The organism is Gemmatimonadaceae bacterium (assembly GCA_036273715.1).
GTDB lineage: Bacteria > Gemmatimonadota > Gemmatimonadetes > Gemmatimonadales > Gemmatimonadaceae > JADGGM01.
In genome coordinates this window covers 42027-59602 of record DASUHB010000069.1, presented here as the reverse complement: position 1 = coordinate 59602, position 17576 = coordinate 42027, and the positions used below count along the sequence as shown (strand labels likewise).

The 17576-nt window shown below is 68.1% G+C and carries 14 protein-coding genes; 8 read left to right on the top strand and 6 right to left on the bottom strand.

The genetic code is table 11. The features are described 5' to 3' along the window. Positions 1-4: 4 nt before the first annotated feature. From VFW04_16215 to thrC, 3 genes are all read right to left on the bottom strand, one after another. On the bottom strand, positions 5-1090 hold the full coding sequence (locus VFW04_16215) for a Gfo/Idh/MocA family oxidoreductase (GenBank protein ID HEX5180876.1): 1086 nt from the start codon (positions 1088-1090) through the stop codon (positions 5-7). Continuing rightward, positions 1087-2424, bottom strand: coding sequence for an aspartate aminotransferase family protein (locus VFW04_16210; protein HEX5180875.1), 1338 nt, complete (start codon positions 2422-2424; stop codon positions 1087-1089). Before VFW04_16210 ends, VFW04_16215 begins: the two co-directional genes overlap by 4 nt. Positions 2425-2681: 257 nt before the next feature. Further along, a complete protein-coding gene (gene thrC / locus VFW04_16205) occupies positions 2682-3920 on the bottom strand; it encodes a threonine synthase (GenBank protein ID HEX5180874.1) in 1239 nt (412 codons plus the stop codon). A gap of 195 nt (positions 3921-4115) precedes the next feature. Here thrC and VFW04_16200 point away from each other — a divergent pair, with 195 nt between their 5' ends. Then, positions 4116-5687, top strand: coding sequence for a S41 family peptidase (locus tag VFW04_16200; GenBank protein HEX5180873.1), 1572 nt, complete (start codon positions 4116-4118; stop codon positions 5685-5687). 37 nt (positions 5688-5724) lie between these two features. After that, the gene (locus tag VFW04_16195) at positions 5725-6180 is read left to right on the top strand and encodes a hypothetical protein (GenBank protein HEX5180872.1); all 456 of its coding nucleotides are present in this window, start codon (positions 5725-5727) and stop codon (positions 6178-6180) included. 7 nt (positions 6181-6187) lie between these two features. Here VFW04_16195 and VFW04_16190 read toward each other — a convergent pair whose 3' ends face one another. Further along, on the bottom strand, positions 6188-7465 hold the full coding sequence (locus VFW04_16190) for a serine hydrolase (protein HEX5180871.1): 1278 nt from the start codon (positions 7463-7465) through the stop codon (positions 6188-6190). 143 nt (positions 7466-7608) lie between these two features. Here VFW04_16190 and VFW04_16185 point away from each other — a divergent pair, with 143 nt between their 5' ends. The 3 genes from VFW04_16185 to VFW04_16175 all read left to right on the top strand — a co-directional run bounded on the left by VFW04_16185 (position 7609) and on the right by VFW04_16175 (position 10286). Then, the gene (locus VFW04_16185) at positions 7609-8397 is read left to right on the top strand and encodes an energy transducer TonB (protein HEX5180870.1); all 789 of its coding nucleotides are present in this window, start codon (positions 7609-7611) and stop codon (positions 8395-8397) included. Between the two features lie 108 nt (positions 8398-8505). Beyond that, the gene (locus tag VFW04_16180) at positions 8506-9486 is read left to right on the top strand and encodes an ATP-binding cassette domain-containing protein (GenBank protein ID HEX5180869.1); all 981 of its coding nucleotides are present in this window, start codon (positions 8506-8508) and stop codon (positions 9484-9486) included. Then, the gene (locus VFW04_16175) at positions 9486-10286 is read left to right on the top strand and encodes a hypothetical protein (protein HEX5180868.1); all 801 of its coding nucleotides are present in this window, start codon (positions 9486-9488) and stop codon (positions 10284-10286) included. The genes VFW04_16180 and VFW04_16175 overlap by 1 nt, the downstream gene beginning before the upstream one ends. On the opposite strand, the gene VFW04_16170 is transcribed toward VFW04_16175, so the two are convergent. Next, positions 10283-11710: a rhodanese-like domain-containing protein gene (locus VFW04_16170; GenBank protein HEX5180867.1), complete on the bottom strand. Its 1428-nt coding sequence runs from the start codon at positions 11708-11710 to the stop codon at positions 10283-10285. The two genes, VFW04_16175 and VFW04_16170, sit on opposite strands and share 4 nt — an antisense overlap. Positions 11711-11720: 10 nt before the next feature. Further along, the gene (locus tag VFW04_16165) at positions 11721-12197 is read right to left on the bottom strand and encodes a protein tyrosine phosphatase family protein (GenBank protein ID HEX5180866.1); all 477 of its coding nucleotides are present in this window, start codon (positions 12195-12197) and stop codon (positions 11721-11723) included. 102 nt (positions 12198-12299) lie between these two features. Between VFW04_16165 and VFW04_16160 the strand changes: the two genes are divergently transcribed. The 3 genes from VFW04_16160 (at position 12300) to VFW04_16150 (ending at position 17498) form a co-directional block, all read left to right on the top strand. After that, a complete protein-coding gene (locus VFW04_16160) occupies positions 12300-15194 on the top strand; it encodes a hypothetical protein (protein HEX5180865.1) in 2895 nt (964 codons plus the stop codon). Positions 15195-15266: 72 nt separating this feature from the next. Continuing rightward, positions 15267-15506: a hypothetical protein gene (locus VFW04_16155; GenBank protein HEX5180864.1), complete on the top strand. Its 240-nt coding sequence runs from the start codon at positions 15267-15269 to the stop codon at positions 15504-15506. Positions 15507-15695: 189 nt separating this feature from the next. Further along, positions 15696-17498, top strand: coding sequence for a tetratricopeptide repeat protein (locus tag VFW04_16150; GenBank protein ID HEX5180863.1), 1803 nt, complete (start codon positions 15696-15698; stop codon positions 17496-17498). The last annotated feature ends 78 nt before the right edge of the window (positions 17499-17576 follow it).

Sequence of the window (17576 nt, the reverse complement as noted above, 5' to 3'; positions counted from 1 at the left end):
AGCGCTACAGGTCGCTGACCCGGCAGCCGCTCGCCGCGGACCGGTACGCCGCCTCGAGCACCGCCGCCACATTGCGGATGTCCTCGAGATGCGGCTCGGCCGCTCCCGTGTCCATGGCGCTGGCGAAGGCGCCGAACAATCCGGCAAACCACCCGGGATACGACGACTTGTCCAACTCCGCCGAATAATCGTAGGACGTCACCTCGCCCTCGCGCTCGAGGCGCAGAATGCCGCCCACCCATTCGATCGCGCCGTGCTCGCCGACGAACCGCACGCGGTTCTCGCGGTGCCGCGCCGCCCAGGTGAGGAACATCACGCCTAACCGCTCCGGATACTCGAACAGGAGTTGCGCGCTGTCCTCGACGTCGTAATCGGAGTGGCGCAGCTGTCCCGTCCATGCGCGCACCGACTCGGGCATTCCCGCGGCATCGAGCATCTGGTAGATGAGATGCGTCCCGTGGTCGAGCAGCACGCCGCCGCGACTGTGCTCGGCGAGGCCGCGCCACGGCGTCTCGGTCGCGGCGCCCGTCCCGCGGTCGGCCATCATGCGATGCACCTGGAACTCCGCCAGATGCCAGCGTCCAATGGCGCCGTGGTGCAGCCATTCGCGCACTTTGAGCCACACGGGGTTGTACCGGTACTGGTGGCACGGCATCACGACGCGACCGGCTGCGCGCGCAGCCGACGAGATGCGGGCCGCTTCGGCGCGATTCAACGCCACCGGCTTCTCGCACATTACGTGATAGCCCTGCTCGAGCGCCCACAGCGTGATCTCGAGATGCGATGCCGTGGGCGTGCAGATGTCCACGAAATCGATGTGCCCCGCGTCGCGCATCGCATCGAGCCGGGTGAAGTGCGCAACGTTCGGCATCGGTGCGACGCCCGGACCGCCGTCCATGGTCGCGACGATCTTGAACCGCGTGCTGACTAACGGATCGCGCTCGAACCCCGGCAGATGCGCGTTGCGCGCGATACCGCCCAGGCCGATGACCGCGCCCCGATAGACGCGCGGCGCCGGGATGTGTCCCGGCGCCGATGGATGTGGAGTGAGCTCGCCAATCCGCGTCGCGGACGTCGGCGTCGGTCTCAACTGCGCACCGCCATGTCCGCTGCCTCCGTCAACACGTCCTTCATGGTGGCCAACGCATCCATCGCCAGGTCTTCCGGAATGACTAACGGCGGATTGATGCGCACCTCGGGGTTGTAGATCATCGCCAGCACGCCCCGCGACAGCAGCGTGTCGAAGATCCACCGCGTGATCTTCTTGTCGAGCAGCGTCCGCGTGCCGGGGACCACGAGGTCCATGCCGATCATGAGCCCGCGTCCGCGCACGTCGCTCACGATCGGAATCTCGCTTTCCCACTTCTGCATCTCGGTCATCATCTTCTCGCCGAGATCGCGGCTGTGGGCTACGAGGTTCTCCTCGAGGATCGTTTCGAGCGTGGCGCGCGCCGCCGCGGCCGCCATCGGGTTGCCGCCGTAACTCGACGAGCTGCCGCTCGGATTGGCCCACGGCTTCGCGAAGGCGACTTCATCGCGAATGAGCAAGCCGCTCATGGGAAACCCGCCGCCGAATCCCTTGCCCACGCTCATGATGTCCGGGACGATCCCTTCGTGCTCGACGCCCCACATTTTGCCCGTGCGGCCGAAGCCCGTGATCATCTCGTCGGCAATGAGCAGCGCATCCAACTCGTCAGCGAGCTCGCGCAACGCCTTCAGGAATCCAATGGGCGGTACGATGTTGCCGGCTGTCCCCTGGATCGGCTCGACGATGATGGCGGCAATGTTGCCCGCCGTTTCCAGCTCGATCTTCTTGCGCAGGAAATCGACGCACGCCCAATCGCACGCCGGGAAGTTTTTCTCGAACGGGCAGCGCGAGCACGAGGCGTAGGGCGACGAATACCGGCCCGGCATGAGCGGGCCGAGTCCGTGCTTGAAGGTGCTGCCCAACAGGGGAAGCACGCCCGCGGTCTTGCCGTGGAAGCCGCCCCAGAAGCCCACGAATTCATCTTTGCCCGTGTACGACTTGGCGAGTCGCAGGGCGGACTCCACCGCCTCGGCGCCGCTCGAATAGAACTGCGTGCGATTCACATCGCCTGGTGCGAGCTCGGCGAGCATGCGCACGAGCACGGAGCGATTCTCCGACGTGAAGCTGCCGACGTGGATCCGCGAGATCTGTTTCTGGAGAGCGGCCACGTACCGCGGATGCGCGTAGCCGAGACTCGCCACGCCGATGCCCGCCATGAGGTCGATGTAGCGGTTTCCGTCGACATCGAACAGCAACGCGCCTTCGCCATGGTCGATGCAAATTTTGCTGAACAACGCGAAGCTCTGCGCACCTGGCGCAAGAAACTCCTGCTCCGCGTCAAAAATTTCTCTGGATTTCTCACCGGCAAGCCACGCGGGTGATGCTATTTCCGTCACAGATACCTTCCGAGGAGGTGAAAGGGAGCAGCGGGCGGGTGAATCGGAAGCACGCAAAGCGGGTGAGGGGCGACGCGGCAAACACGGAAGTGCGCTTGCGGCACCCGGGCCCGTCTCCTCACCTGGAGCAGGTGGAAAGGTGACGGGCTGCTAGTCGCTGCGCCAGCGAGCGAGGACGATATTAAGTCTTTTTTGCGCGGCTGCCTACCCCTTGCCCGACGACACTTTACCCGCACCGGCCGTCGTGCCGCGGCGCCTCAATCCAGCCCCATAACGAGACGCACAGCGTCGATCGTCGCGTCGACCTCATGAAGCTGGTTAGACCGGGCCGGGTTCCTGACGACTGCCTCCGGATCCTTGAGCAGGTGACCCGTCAGCACACAGACGACGTCTTCGCCCGGCGCGATGGTACCGTCCGCGACCATTCGGCGCACTCCTGCGACCGAGGCCGCGCTCGCTGGCTCGCATCCGATCCCGGCCGCGTCGATCGCGGCCTTGGCCTCGAGAATCTCGTCGTCGCTCACGCTGATCACGACACCGTTCGTTTCTCGAATCGATCGGACAGCGCGATCGTACGACGCCGGATCCCCGATGTTGATCGCCGTCGCCACTGTGTTAGGCGTGACGCGCTGGAGCGATGCGAAGCCGCCAGCGAACGCGCGAGCGAACGGCGCCGCGCCATCGGCTTGGACGGCGAGCAGGCGCGGCAGCTGCTCGATCAATCCCGCGTCCCGCGCCGCGACCAGGGCCATACCAAATGCGGCCGTGTTGCCCAGGTTCCCCGCCGGCAGCGCGATCCAATCGGGCGACTGCCAACCGCATTGCTCGAGCATCTCGATCACGATGGTCTTCTGTCCCTCGAGACGATACGGATTGATCGAATTGAGCAGGTAGACGCCGAGCTCGTGCGCCGCGGTGCGGGCAAGCGACAGGCACGCGTCGAAGTCGCCGCGCACGAGGAGCGTTTGCGCCCCATAGGCGAGCGCCTGCGCCAGTTTGCCCGTGGCCACTTTGCCGGCTGGGATGAACACGAACGCAGGAATTCCCGCGCGCGCCGCGTACGCGGCAAGCGACGCAGCGGTATTCCCGGTTGATGCGCAGGCAACGGCGCGCGCGCGCACATGTCGCGCGTGCGACATGCCGACGGTCATGCCGCGATCTTTGAAGGAGCCGGTGGGATTGAGGCCTTCGTGTTTGACCCGAAGCGCCGGACATCCTGCCCAACGCGACGCGCTCCCCGCGTGTACCAGCGGCGTGTTCCCCTCGGGGAACGTGACGACGTCCTCGGCGCACGCGGCCAGTAATTCGCGGTACCGCCAGACACCGGATGCGTCGCGTCCCGCAACCGCCCCGCGGCGCTCGGAGAACACCCGGCGTAGCGCGTCGAAGCGAACATCGGGCGGCGGAGCGATGACTTCGAGCAGGCCGCCGCATGCGGGACAGTCGACGTGATGCGAGTCCGCGGAAACTTCGGCGGCGCATCGCGAGCACCGCATTATCAGAGGTTTGTCAGCGTCTTGCATTGAATCGGCGGGCTTCCGTTCCGTTGCACTGGAAACTAGCTCGAAACGTGTCGGCGGGCCTGGTGGTCCTTGTCGTTGGAGCATGACGACGTTGCCCGAAGGACACGCGTCGCGCTACACTGTATCGAGCCCCCTGCACGCCCCACCTCCTCACGTGGAATCTGGCACATGACGCACCCATTTCGTCGAGCCGCCATCGTCGGCGTCGCATTGCTGCCCCTGGCCGCGAGCGCGTTCATCGTGGAATCTGCGCGCGAGCGCAGCGGTCCACATCTGTTCGATGAAGTGTTGTCGCTCGTGTCCGACCGCTTCGTGGACACCGTGAGCAGCGCCGCGCTCTACGAGAAGGCGGCGCGCGGTCTCGTGCGTGAGCTGCAGGATCCGTATGCCGCGCTCTATTCGCCGAAAGAGCTGCAGGATTTCACGCGCATGACGGGCGGCCGGTATGGCGGTCTCGGGATGTTGGTTGAAGATCAGGAAGGCACGATCGTCGTGACCAAGGTCTACCCGCATACGCCGGCGGAAGGCGCGGGGGTGCACGAGGGCGATCGCATCGTCGGGGTCGACCAGCAGTCGACGCGCGGCATGAAGCTCGTGCAGGTCACGGACCTGCTCAAAGGGACGCCGGGGACGACGGTGAAGGTGTCGTTCGCGCGTCCGGGCACGCAGGCGGCGCTGGATCTCACGTTGACGCGCGCGGTGATTCGCATTCCCGCGGTGCCGTTCGCGATCATGTTCGACGGCAAGGTCGGCTACATTCCGCTGCAGCAGTTCAACGAGACGTCGGCCAATGAGTTCGCGGACGCGGTGCGTCGCCTCTCGCGAGAAGGGGCGCGGGGCATCGTGATCGATCTGCGCGGCAACGGCGGCGGGATCGTCGACCAGGCGATTGCGATCAGCAACCTGTTCTTGCGCAACGGCCAGCAGATTGCGAGCGTGCGGGCGCGCGGCGGCGACACGCAGGTTTATACGGCGAAGGGCGATCCCGTGGCGCCGACGATTCCGTTGGTGGTGCTCACGGATGGCTACACGGCGTCCGCCAGCGAGATCGTGGCCGGCGCGCTGCAGGACCACGACCGCGCGCTTCTGTTAGGCACGACGTCGTTCGGGAAGGGGCTCGTGCAGTCGTTGTTCCCGCTCGACGGCGGGTGGGCGCTCAAGCTGACCACGGCCAAGTGGTACACGCCGAGCGGCCGGTCGATTCAGAAGGAGCGCAAGTTCATCGATGGCCGGTTGATCGACGAACCCGACTCGGTGGAGAGCGATTCGGCCCGCCGCGCGCGGCCGATGTACAAGAGCGATGCGGGACGCGTGGTGTACGGCGGCGGCGGCATCACGCCGGATGTGGTGGTGCGACCGGATACGCTCGACAGCACGGAGCAGGAGTTCGTGAAGGCAGTGACGCCGAAGTCGCAGGAGTTCTATGTCACGCTCTATAACTACGCGTTCGATCTCAAGGACAAGGTGCGCCCCGACTTCTCCGTTAGCCCGGCGTGGCGGGACGAGTTCTACAAGCGCCTTACGGCCGCCGGCGTCTCGCTGGATCGCGGGCTGTACGACCGTGCCTCGAGCGAAGTGGATCGCCTGCTGGGCGATCGCGTGGCGCGGCTGGCGTTCGGCGATTCCACGGCCAAGCGGCGCGAGCTGGGCGACGACGTGCAGTTGGAGCGCGCCATCGACATCATCCGCAAGGGACAGACGCAAGCCGACCTTCTCGCCACCGCGTCGGCCTCGCACTGAGGTGATCAGGTGGCGGCGGTGGCGTGCCGCCGCCACGATGCTCGTCGCGCTGGCGGGACCGGCATCCGCGCAGGCGGTGCATCGCAAGGTGGCGACGCTTCCGCTGCAGCATGGCGTCATCGGGGTCGAGGCGGTGAGCACCGGGCGCGTGGTGGTCGCCGCGTCGACCGACGCCGGCAACGCGACGGTGAGCCTCGCTTCAGACGCGGCCAAGGAATTGACGGATTCCATCGCGCGCATCGCGGCGCGTCGCGTCGGTGCGCGCAGCACGCGCGTCTATCGGACGGTGGCGACCGATCCGTCGACCGGAGCCGGCATTCAGTTCGCGCGCCACATCACGAAGGGCGCGAGCAGCTATCGCTTCTTCTTTTCGACGGGCAACGTGACGGGCTTTCCGTTCGGCGTGAGCAGCCGCGAGCTCGGGCTGGTGGTGAGCGCGCTGCGGCGGGCGGTGAAGACGGCACACGCGCTCGCGGCCGCCGACTCCGCCTAACGAGCGATCACGGCGTCCAGCCGATCGCGAGGTCGGCCCGCATGGCGGGCATGTCGCGGCGGACGCTGTCGTCGGCGACCGCGAGCTCGGCGATGTCGGCGATGTCGGCGCGAACGTCGGCCAGCACCGCCGACTCCGGCGCGCGTCCATCCGGCAGCTCGTGCATGCGATTCGCGAGGACGATGACGAACAGGTCGTTCTCGGGGTCGATCCAGATGGACGTGCCGGTGAACCCGGTGTGGCCGTACGCGAGGTCGCTCATGTAGCGGCCGCAGCTCGCGCCGCCGGCGCAGGTTTCCCATCCCAACGCGCGCCAGCCCGCGGCGCGGCGCGTGAACAGCGCGACGGTCGAGTCGCGGACGATGCGGATCCCGCGGTAGGTGCCGCCGTCGAGCATCATCTGGGCGAACACGGCAAGGTCGGCGGCGGTCGAGAAGAGTCCGGCGTTGCCCGCCACACCGCCTAACGCGTCAGCCGTCTCGTCGTGCACTTCGCCGCGAAGTGGATGCCCGCGGCTGGACGCGATCTCCGTCGGCGCGACGCGCGTGCGCAGGCGGCGCGGCGGGCGGAACATCGTCGACCGCATGCCTAACGGGCGAAAGACGTGGGCCTGCACGAATGCATCGAGCCGCTGCCCGCTCACCGCCTCGACCACGAAGCCCAGGATGTCGGCGCCGACGTCCGAATACACCTCGCGCTGGTCGGGCGGATACTCGAGCGGCGTCGCCAGAATCATCTGCCGCGCAACCGCCGCCGGTCGTCCGCGCCGGTACACGTTGCGACCCGGCGGCAGGCCCGCGCGATGCTCGAGCAGCATGCGGATCGTCACCTGCCGTTTGGCGCCGCGGCGATAGGCACGCAGGTACTTCGACACCGGATCGTCGAGGCGGATGCGATGCTCGTCGTACAGGACCATGATCGCCGCCGTCGTCGCGATCACCTTGGTGAGCGACGCGAGATCGTACATCGTGTGCAACGGGTCCGCCGTGGGGCTGGCCGGATTCCAATCGACAGAGCCGTAGCCCTGTTCCCACACGAGGCCGCCGTGCCGCCCAACGATGACCGTGAGCCCGGGATAGCCGTGCGCGTCTAACCCTCGATCGGCGACGCGCGAGATCGCCGCCAAGCGATCGGCCGACATCCCGACCGAATCCGGTGGAACGTTCTTCAGCACGCAGCGCTCGGGGTTGGCGGGACAGCCGGCGTGGAGCGAGAGGACGAGCGCGACGAGCGGGGCGGGGATCGGGAGCATCGTCCAGCGACGACCGCTGACTGCGTTGGGCAACGGCGCGCGCCGGGACTTGCGCGCGTGCGCCTAAAACAGCAGTGTTGAGCACGCCCCTGCGCCAAGGGGCGGCGCAAATCCTCATTGCGTGCCGGGCCCCCGGCGCTGGCGATGCCAATCTTACAGAGTGATGGAGCGAAACGATGCGACTCACCTTCTGTCTCGCGCTTGCCGCGATCGTCGGCGCCGGCGCACTTCCCGCGCAAGCCGGGCTGGTCCAGGAGAACGGTACCGGACGCCCCGTGTCCTACCGCCGGGCATGCCAGAGTCCCAAGATCGAGATGATCGATGCCCAGCTCGCGAGTGGCCAGGAGAGCGCCGCGCTGCCGGCGACGTATCTGCGCCATCTCAACGACGCGGTCTTTTTCTATTTCAGCCCGGTCGAGTGGCGCACGCCGCGGTTCGCCGTCGCCCAATTCACGCTGCATCGCGACGGCCGCATCACGGCGAGCCGGTTGGTCACGCCATCGGGCATGGCGGATTTCGACAGCGCGCTGACCAACGCGATCGCATCGGCGGCGTCGACGCGATCGATCGCCCCGATTCCAGCCGCGGTCACAGCAGACACGCTGGTGGTGTCGCTGTATGCCGGTCGTCACGCCAACGGCGACAGCAAGCCGTACCTCGAGAAGCGCACCACGTGTCCGGCGTGGCCGCTCGGCAACAATCCGCAGCCGCGTTATCCGCCCGACATGCAGTCGCAAGACGTGCGCGGGTTCGTGCGCGTGCAGTTCATGGTGAACGAAGATGGGACGTTGGACGAGAATTCGGTGCAGGTACTGCAGACGTCCGGCGATCCGTTCACGGAAGCCGTGCGCGCCGTGCTGCCGAATCTCAAGTATGAGCCGGCCAGCGTGCAGGGCACCAAGATTCGCCAACTCACCGAGCAGACGTTCACGTTCGGTTTCGTGAACAACCATCCTGCCCCGTAGTCGCCCGGACAACTGACTGCGGCGCTTCTGTCGAGCGCCGGCGCGCGTGTACCTTACGCGCGCCGTTGCTCGACGCCGCATCGCGTCGTTCCCTTCGCGCAGAGCCGCATGCACGACACACCGGACGCCATCCGCACGCTCGCGCTGCGCAAAGTGTATCCTGCTCCGGGCACGCGGCGCGGCCGCGAGGTGCGACCCGACATCGTCGCCCTCATCGGACTCGATCTCGCCGTGCGCGATGGCGAGTTTTTCGGCTTGCTGGGTCCGAACGGCGCCGGCAAGACGACGACGATCGGGATCCTCACCACACGCGTGAAGCCCACGAGCGGCACGGCGACGGTTGCCGGCGCCGATGTCGTCGCGAACGAGGTGGTCGTCCGCCAGCGCATCGGCGTGGTGCCGCAGCGGCCGAATCCGGATCGCAGCCTGAACGTGCGCGAGAATCTCGTCTTCCATGCCGCCTACTTCGGCATCGCGCGATCGGTGGCGGCGCGCCGGGCCGTCGAGTTGCTCACGCAGTTAGGCATCGCCGACAAGGCCGAGGCGAAGGTGGATCAACTGTCGGGCGGCCAGCAGCAGCGGCTCATGATCGCGCGCGCCCTCATCCACGAACCACGCGTGCTCTTCCTCGACGAGCCCACCGTGGGCCTCGACCCCCAGGCGCGACACGACCTGTGGGACATCCTGCGCGGCCTGCACGCCGAAGGCCGCACGATCATCATGACCACGCACTACATGGAAGAAGCCGACCTGCTGTGTGAACGCGTGGCCATCATGCACCAGGGGCGCCTGTTGGCGCTCGACACGCCGCGGCTGCTCAAATCTCGAGCGCCGGGCGGCACGCTGATCGAGCTCGTCCTCGATGGCGATGCCACCGCCGCCGCGGCGCGCGTGCGTATGCTGCCCGGCGTGGCGAGCGCCGAGACGCTCGGCGCCGTGCTGCGGATTTATTCGGATCGCGGAGGCGAGATCATTCCGATCCTCATTCAAACCGCTGGCGCCGAAGGACGCGAAGTGCGCGACATCCACCTGTCGCCGCCAAGTCTGGAAACGCTGTTCATCTCTCTCACCGGACGAAAACTCGACTGATGCCGACCCCGTTGGTTCCACCGCCGCCGAGCACCCTGCGGATTTTCGGCGCGCTCTTGCGCCGGGACATCCACGTCACGAAGCGCGAGCTGCCGTACTTCCTGGTGCGCACGACCCTCCAGCCGCTGCTGTTCATCGTCGTGTTCGGGTATCTGCTGCCGCGGATGGGTTTCGTTGGGCATGGCTACGGCGCGGCGCTGCTGCCGGGCATCATCGCCGTCAGCCTAACGCTGTCGAGCGTTCAGTCGGTCGCGCTGCCGATGGTTCAGGACTTCGGATACACGCACGAAATCGAAGACCGGCTGTTGGCGCCGGTGCCGATGCGCATGATTGCCTTCGAGAAGATCGTGATGGGCGTGTTCCAGGGGCTCATTGCGGCGGCCGTGGTGCTGCCCATGTCGCGTCTCATCATGGGCCCGATCGCCGCGCTCGGCGGCGCGCACATCGCGTCCGTGCTGCTGATCACGATCCTCGGTGCGGCCGCGTTTTCGAATTTGGGATTGCTCATGGGGACGGGCATCAATCCCCAGCAAATCGGCCTGATGTTCAGTGTCGTCCTTGCACCGATGATTTTCTTCGGCTGCGCGTATTATCCGTGGCAGGGGTTGCAGGCGGTGCCCGTGATGAAATACGCGGTGCTGGTGAATCCGCTCGTCTACGTCGCCGAAGGGATGCGCGGCGCGCTGACGCCGGCGCTGCCCCACATGAGTTTGTTGGCCGTCTGCGGCGCGCTGATCGCGCTCATCGCGCTCTTCTGGACGTTAGGCATCCGGAGCTTCGAGCGCCGGGCGCTGACTTAGCGCTCCACCGGGAAGCCGCCCGCGGCCCACTCCGAGAACCCGCCGGCCAGATTGGCCACGTGCGGCCGCCCCGCCGCCAGCAGCAGGCTCGCGGCGATCGACGAGCGGGCGCCGCCCTGGCAGTGCACCACAAGCGTGCCGGTGCGGGGCAGCTCGTCGGCGCGCTGCGCGAGCGATCCGAGCGGGATCCACTGCGCACCGTGCAGATGGCCCGCCTGCCATTCGTGGTCGTTGCGGACATCGATCACCGTGACGCCACCCTCCGCCAGGCGTGAACGCAGCTCCGACGCAGTGAGCGTCGGCACCGTTTGGAGCGCGCCGCTCGATGCATGCCACTCGTCGATCGATTCGGCGCCGAAATACCCGCCGATGTGATCGAATCCGATGAGGGCCAGCACGCGCGCGGCCCGCGCGGCGAGCAGCGGTGCGTCCTCGTCGTCGACGATGACGTGACATGGCCGGTCCAACGGCAGCAGCGATCCCGCCCAGGTGGCGAACGAGCGGTTGAGCGGAATGTTGATCGTGCCCGGCACATGGCCGGCTGCGAAGTCGGCGGCGTGTCGGGTGTCGATGACCGTCGCGCCTCCATCGAGGGCGGGCTTGAGTCGCGCGGCGCCGAGGCGTTCGGGGTGGGGCAGCCCGCCTAACACGAGCGGGCCCTCCCGGTTGACGCGCTTCATCGTCGCGAAGTAGGCCGGCGGCTCCGGTTGTCCGTCGAGCACCGTGGCCACGAAGCGCAGCTCGTCCTCCTCGGCCAGTCCCCAGTTGAACAACCGCTCGTAGCCCAACGTGGATTGCGGCATCGCGCCTAACGCTTTGCCGCAGGCCGAGCCGGCGCCGTGTCCGGGCCAGAGTTGCAGATAGTCGGGCAGGGTCTTGAACCGCTGCAGCGCGCGGAACAACTCATGCGCGCCCGATTCCATCGTACCCGCCACCTTGGCGGCGCGCTCGAGCAGGTCGGGACGTCCAACGTCGCCGACGAACACGAAGTCGCCGGTGATCGCCGCCATCGGGCGATCGGCGCTGGCCGTGTCGGTGATGAGAAACGTGAGATGCTCGGGCGTGTGTCCCGGCGTGTGCATCGCGTCGACTCGGACGGCGCCGACCTCGAAGCGATCGCCGTCCCCGAGCAGCCGCGCGCCGGATTGGCGTGCGAACGCATACTGCCACGAGGGATCGCCGGCCGACGAGAGCAACAGCGTGGCTCCGGTGCGTTCGGCGAGCTCGCGGCTCCCGGACACGAAATCGGCATGAATGTGCGTTTCGGTGACGTGCGTGATGCGCATGCCTTCGGAAGCCGCCGCGGCCACGTACTGTTCGACGTCGCGATTCGGATCCACCACCACCGCCTCGCCGGTGGACTCGGAGCCCAGCAGGTAGCTGGCCTGGGCGATGTGATCCTCGTAGAACCGGCGCAAAAACACGGTGCCTCCGTTAGGCGGACGCCGCGTGGCGTCGCACGTAGTCCACGGCCATGGACGCCAGATCCTGGCTCCGCAGTCCCGCGTCGACCGCCAGCTCGAGCGCCTGCTCCAGCGGCCGCCCCTCGTCCAACGCGAAATACGGCAACAGCAATGCGCCGACGCGATTCGATGATGCGCAGTGCACCACGATCGGCCGGCGCGCGGGGTCGCGCAACAGCTCGCGGAGCGCATCGAACTGTGCATCGCCCAACGTGAACTGCGTGACCGGCAGCGTCACGTACGTCATCCCGGCCGCGCGCACGGCGGCAGGCTCGTCGTGTCCGTGCGGCTCGGTCTCCGGACGCAAATCGACGATCGTGCGCACGCCGGCATCGGCGAGCGCCTGCCAATCGTTCGCGCGCGGTTGGCCGGCGGCGCCGATTCCGGGAAGCGGACAGGTGCCGTACGGGACATTCGCGAGAACGGAGTCCAGCGTCGTACTGCTCACCACTCATCTCCTGGTCGGCCGCACCGCAAGATGACACCAAATCGGGTGCGCGTGGAGGGGCGCGTTGTTTGGGCGTGTGCGCCGGCCCATCATTATCGACTCATGCGTCTCACGACCTTCCTCGCGTGCGCGGCCGCGCTGCTGTGCAGCCATCGGCCGTTGCCGGCGCAGGCGCTCACCATTCCGTCTCTCGCGTGGCGCACGATCGAGACCAGGTACTTCGTGATTCACTATCCGGCGTCCGCGGCATCGTGGACGCTCGACATGGCGTCGCGCATCGACGCTGTACACGATGCGGTGAGCGCGGCGGTCGGCAACGCGCCGGCGCATCGCGTGACGCTGGTGGTCGAGGATCCGAACAATCTCTCGAATGGTTTTGCGGTGCCGCTGCTCGAGGATCCGGTCATCTTCTTCTGGCCGACCCCTCCGGACCCGACGAGCGGCATCGGCGACAGCCGCGGTTGGGCCGAGCTGCTCTCGGTGCACGAGTACACGCACATCGCGCATCTTGCGCGGCCGACGAGAAACCCCGTCGAGCGGTGGTTGACCCGTCTCTCGCCGCTGCGGCTGGGGCCCATCGCGATCAAAGCGCCGCGCTGGGTGGACGAGGGCTACGCCACCTACATCGAGGGGAAGCTCACCGGATCGGGGCGACCACACAGCGCCTGGCGTGCCGCGGTGCTGCGCGAATGGGCGCTCGAAGGGAAGTTGCCTAACTATGCGCAGCTCGACGTGGACCCGCGCTTCGAGGGCGGCGAGATGGCGTACCTGGCGGGCAGCGCGTTTCTCGACTGGCTCGTGGCGCGGCGCGGCGACTCGAGCCTGGTGCATCTCTGGCGCCGCATGAGCGCGCGCCGCGATCGCAGCTTCGACGACGCGTTCGCCGGCGTGTTCGGCGGCTATCCCGCCGATCTCTATGGGCGATTCAGCGTCGAGCTCACTGGTGCCGCGTTGGAGGTGGAGCGCGACGTGGCGCGCCGGGTGGCGATGCGACCGGACTCCGGGCGGGGCACCAGCGTGCAGGCGCTGGCGTGGAGCACGGGCGCTCCCGCGGTCTCGCAGGACGGATCGCTCATGGCGATCGTGCTCGCCCAACGCAATGCGCCGAGCCGCGTGGTGGTATGGAAGACGGCGACGGATACGCCGGACGCGGCGGCGGCGCGGGCGCGTGCGGCGCTGCTGTCGCGCGATCCCGAGGACGTTCCGGCGATCGCCTGGCGGCCGAAGCCCAAGGCGCCGCTCGCGGTGCTGTATCCGAGCGCCGGCGCGGCGTACGGCGAACCGCGATTCATGCCTAACGGGCGCGAGATCCTGCTCGTCCGGCGGACCGGACGCGGCGACGGCGCGCAGCGCGACGACCTGTTCGCGTGGAACATCGCCACCGGCGCGGTCCGGCGGATCACGCACGACGCGGGCATCCGCACGGCCGATCCGTCGCCGGACGGCCGGCACGCGATTGCCGACCGGTGCGTCGGCGGGGTGTGCGACGTGGTGGTCGTCGACCTGGCGACCGGCGCCATGCGGACCATCGTCGCCGGGTCTCCGCACGTCGTGTACTACCGGCCGCGCTACTCGAGCGACGGGGGCCGGGCGATCGTGAGCGTGCAGCGCGACGGCGCGTGGCGGCTGGCGTCGATCGATCTGCGCGCGCCGGCGCTGGTGCCTAACCCAGTTGGGCCTGACGATGGTGTCAACCGGTACGAGGCGGCGTTTCTGCCGGGCGACACGTCGGTCGTCTGCATCACCGATTCCGGCGGCATTCCGAACGTCGCCGTGGTCGAGCTGGCGACGGGCACGTCGCGCGCGCTGACGGCGCTGGCCAGCGCGGCGTCCGATCCGGAGCCCGGTCACGCGGGCCACACCGTCTATTTCCTGCGCCTCCACGCCGATGGGCTCGACCTCGCTGCAGTTGCCGACACGGCGCTGCTGCCGGCGACGCTCGCGACATCCCCGGCGCTCCAGCCGGCGACGATACCGCCGCGAGCGCCGGCCGACTCGTTTCCCCGCGCGGCGCTCGAGCCGTCGCGCAGCTACGGCCTCGGGCCGCGCAACGTCATCGTCCTGCCGACGCTCGGCGTCGGGGCCGAGGGCAAGTCGCTGGGCGCCGTGGTGGCGGGCACGGATCCGGTCGGGCGCCTAACGTGGATCGCGACCGGCGTGTACGGAGATCGCGGCACCTGGCGCGGCGGATCGCTCGCCGCCGCCTGGCGCGGATGGCCCGTCACCATTGCCGCCGAAGGCTTCTACGCGGACGAACATCCGTCGCGCCAGCACGGCGGCCTCGCGGCGCCGGTATTTCTCGACGCTCGCTATGCCGGCGGCGACGCCGTCGCGTCGCTCGAACGACAGTACACGGGCGCCGCGCACGCTATCCGGACCGGCATCTCACTCGGGCAACTGGACGGCGACGCATACGCGCGCCAAACGCGCATGGTCGCATTCGCCGACTATCGCGGTGCGTTCCGGCAAACGCCTAACGAATGGCGGTTCGGCGAGCGCGTCGGAATCGCCGGAGCCGCCGGCCGGACGGCAGACACATCGTGGACGCGCGGCACGGTCTCGGGTGCATTCGAGGTGTCGCGCGCCGGTTGGAGGCTCGGCGCGCAGGCCATGGTCGGACAGTCGGCGCGCGGCGCACCGGCGTACGAGCAGTTCGTTCTCGGCGGGACGAGCCCGTCGCTCTTCGACGATGCGCTGGCGTCGCAGCGCGCCGCGATGCCGGCCGCGCCGCTCGGCCTCGCTGGCGGCGAGCGCGTCGCGACCTATCGCGTCGACCTTCCACTCTGGTTGTTCAGCCCATATCTCTGGGGCGGCAGCGCCGGCAACGAGCTGCACGACTGGCACCGATATGTAGGACTCGAAGCGTCGCTGGATGAAACCGGCATCTGGGCCATCCACGTGCCGAACGTGCACGTGCTGGGCGGCATCGCGTATTCGCTCGACCGCCCGACACGTCACCGAACGAGCGTTTACCTGGAGTGGCGCTATCGACCATGAACCACGTCGCGCGCACGGCGCATGCAGCACAAAGCAGAGAGTGGGTCTCACACTAACTGAATGGAGAACGCAGTGATGTCGTTATCACGGTTGCGCTTGCTCGCGGGACTCGGTGCCTTGGGGGCGGCGTCTGCACTCGTCGCGATCTTTGTGCTCGTCGTGTTCATCAGCCTGCCATATGGCATCGATCGCACCGAGTCGTTCATCGCTATCTGCAGCGTCGGCCTGCTGTTCCTGGCGCTCGTGCTCAGCCACGTGATCTACGCACGGATTCTGCTTGCAGCCGCGCGCGGCAAGCATTTCGGTCTCTGATTCGCGCGCAGCAGCGCGTGTGCGCTCGGACGTTCTGCCTCGAAACGTGTCGGAGTTGCGGTCGAAAGGTTCGATGATGACCGAGCGCCCGTGAGCGATCGCCGCGCACCCGCGATGGGTGCGGAACGCTGATTCGTCAAGCGGTTACAGGCCTCACCTCCTCCGCGTCTGTACACGGGAGGAGTCCGGATGACCGAAACCGTCGAGACGCGCTGGGAAGGCCACAACGAGAATGGTCGCCGTGCGTTCACACAAGGCGACTACGCGCAGGCAGAGCAGTCGTTCATCGCAGCGATCCGCGAGGCGACGCTGCTCGGCGCCGACAACGCGCGCTTGGCGACGAGCCTGAGCAACCTCGCGCAGCTCAAGTACCGACAGAAAGATCTCGCGCAGGCCGAAGCGCTGTTCCGGCGTTCGCTGGCGATTCGCGAGCGCATGCTGGGCGGGGATCACGTCGGACTCGTTCAGAACATCAACAATCTGGCCGCGCTGCACTACACGCGCGGTGAGCTGGCGCAGGCCGAACCGCTGTTTCGGCGCGCGCTCGCGATCAGCGAGAAGACGTTAGGCGAATCGCATCCCGATGTGGCGGTTACGCTGAGCAATCTCGCGCGGCTCTACTTCCGAAAGAACGACTTTACGTCGGCCGCGCCGCTGCTCCTCCGGCTCCTGTCGATCAAGGAGTTCGCGCTCGGGCCGAACCATCCCGAGGTGGCGGCGATCGTCGCGAGTCTGGCGAAGGTTCGCGCCGCCGAAGGCAATCTGGACGCGGCCGAGGAGTTGGCGCGTCGGGCGCTCGCATCTCGAGAAGCGGCGGTGCAGGCGGACGACCCGTCGCTCGCGCCGAGCATCGAGGCGTTGGCGGACGTACTGGCGGCGCGGGGCGCCGCCGCCGAAGCGGGGCCCCTCCGCGAGCGGGCGGCGCGGCTGCGCGGCCAAGTGCCTAACGGGACGCCGTCGCCGGCCGGGTCGCTCACGGTCGAGATGCGGCCCGTCGCGGCCGGCGCCGCCCCGGCCGGTCGCACGAGCGGCCCGTCGCCGCAGGCTGATGCGACGCCGGCGCCGGCCGCGCCCGCGGCCGCGCCTAACGGAGCGCGCACGTCGGGCAGCGTGGCGCGCGCCGAGCGCACGGAACCGCGCACCGGACCGATGCGCTCATCGGTGACCAAGTCGACGACGCTCCCGTGGATCGAGCCGCCTACCTCCCCGGCCTTGCGTCGCCAAGCGCCCGCGCCGGCGCCCGACCTCCCGATGCCTGCGTCGCCGGCCTATGCGTCGATCACGGCGCCCGCGGCTCCCGAGGTCACTCGCTTCACGCCGCCGATGGCGCCGCGCGTCGAGGCGTCTCAACCCCGCGCCGAGAGCACGGCGTGGGAGCAGGTGCAGCACGCGCCGCAACAATCCGAGTCGCACGAGCAGCGTGAGCGCGAGGCGCCGGGTGACGACCCCTCGGACGTCGTCGAGTGGACGCCAGCGCCGCGGCGGAACTGGGTGAAGGTCTTTGCGGGAGCAGCTGCGGTGATCGTGATCGGAGCCGCCAGTTGGGCATTCTTCATGGAGCACCCTGCGGCCAGTGATCCGAGCACGGTGTCGGCGACAGCCGGCAGCGTCGCGCTGCACGCGAAGGCGAGACACGCACCGGCAACGCACACCGAGCCGGGTGCGTCTCCGCCGTCCACAGGTCCGGCATCCGAGTCATCGCATGCAGATCAACATCCTGTCGAGCCGCACGAGCCGGTGGATGGCAAACCTGCCGATGCCAAGACCGCGGAAGCCAAGTCGTCGGCGCCCAAAGCGCACAGCGAAAGCCGGACTGCGCGAACCGGCGTGGGTGATAGTGCGACTCTGCCATCGGCGGCCATACCATCCATCGAACTGAACGCCGTCACGAGCAGAATGACGGAAAAGGCGAAGCAGCGCGTCGACTCCGTTGGCCGCGCGATCACGGTGAAGCCGCCGACGTTCGACAAGTCCAAGCCTCCTCAGCCGTAACGCCGTCCGCGACGCCTCCCAATGCGCACGACGGCTGCCCGTGCCCGCGACACCCGTGTTGCGGGCACGCGCGCATCG

What these genes read in the sequence shown, in the direction of transcription:
- thrC (HEX5180874.1), bottom strand. Translation starts at nt 3,920, where the DNA reads ATGCGGTGCTCGCGATGCGCCGCCGAAGTTTCCGCGGACTCGCATCAC.
- VFW04_16200 (HEX5180873.1), top strand. Translation starts at nt 4,116, where the DNA reads ATGACGCACCCATTTCGTCGAGCCGCCATCGTCGGCGTCGCATTGCTG.
- VFW04_16195 (HEX5180872.1), top strand. Translation starts at nt 5,725, where the DNA reads ATGCTCGTCGCGCTGGCGGGACCGGCATCCGCGCAGGCGGTGCATCGC.
- VFW04_16185 (HEX5180870.1), top strand. Translation starts at nt 7,609, where the DNA reads ATGCGACTCACCTTCTGTCTCGCGCTTGCCGCGATCGTCGGCGCCGGC.
- VFW04_16180 (HEX5180869.1), top strand. Translation starts at nt 8,506, where the DNA reads ATGCACGACACACCGGACGCCATCCGCACGCTCGCGCTGCGCAAAGTG.
- VFW04_16175 (HEX5180868.1), top strand. Translation starts at nt 9,486, where the DNA reads ATGCCGACCCCGTTGGTTCCACCGCCGCCGAGCACCCTGCGGATTTTC.
- VFW04_16160 (HEX5180865.1), top strand. Translation starts at nt 12,300, where the DNA reads ATGCGTCTCACGACCTTCCTCGCGTGCGCGGCCGCGCTGCTGTGCAGC.
- VFW04_16150 (HEX5180863.1), top strand. Translation starts at nt 15,696, where the DNA reads ATGACCGAAACCGTCGAGACGCGCTGGGAAGGCCACAACGAGAATGGT.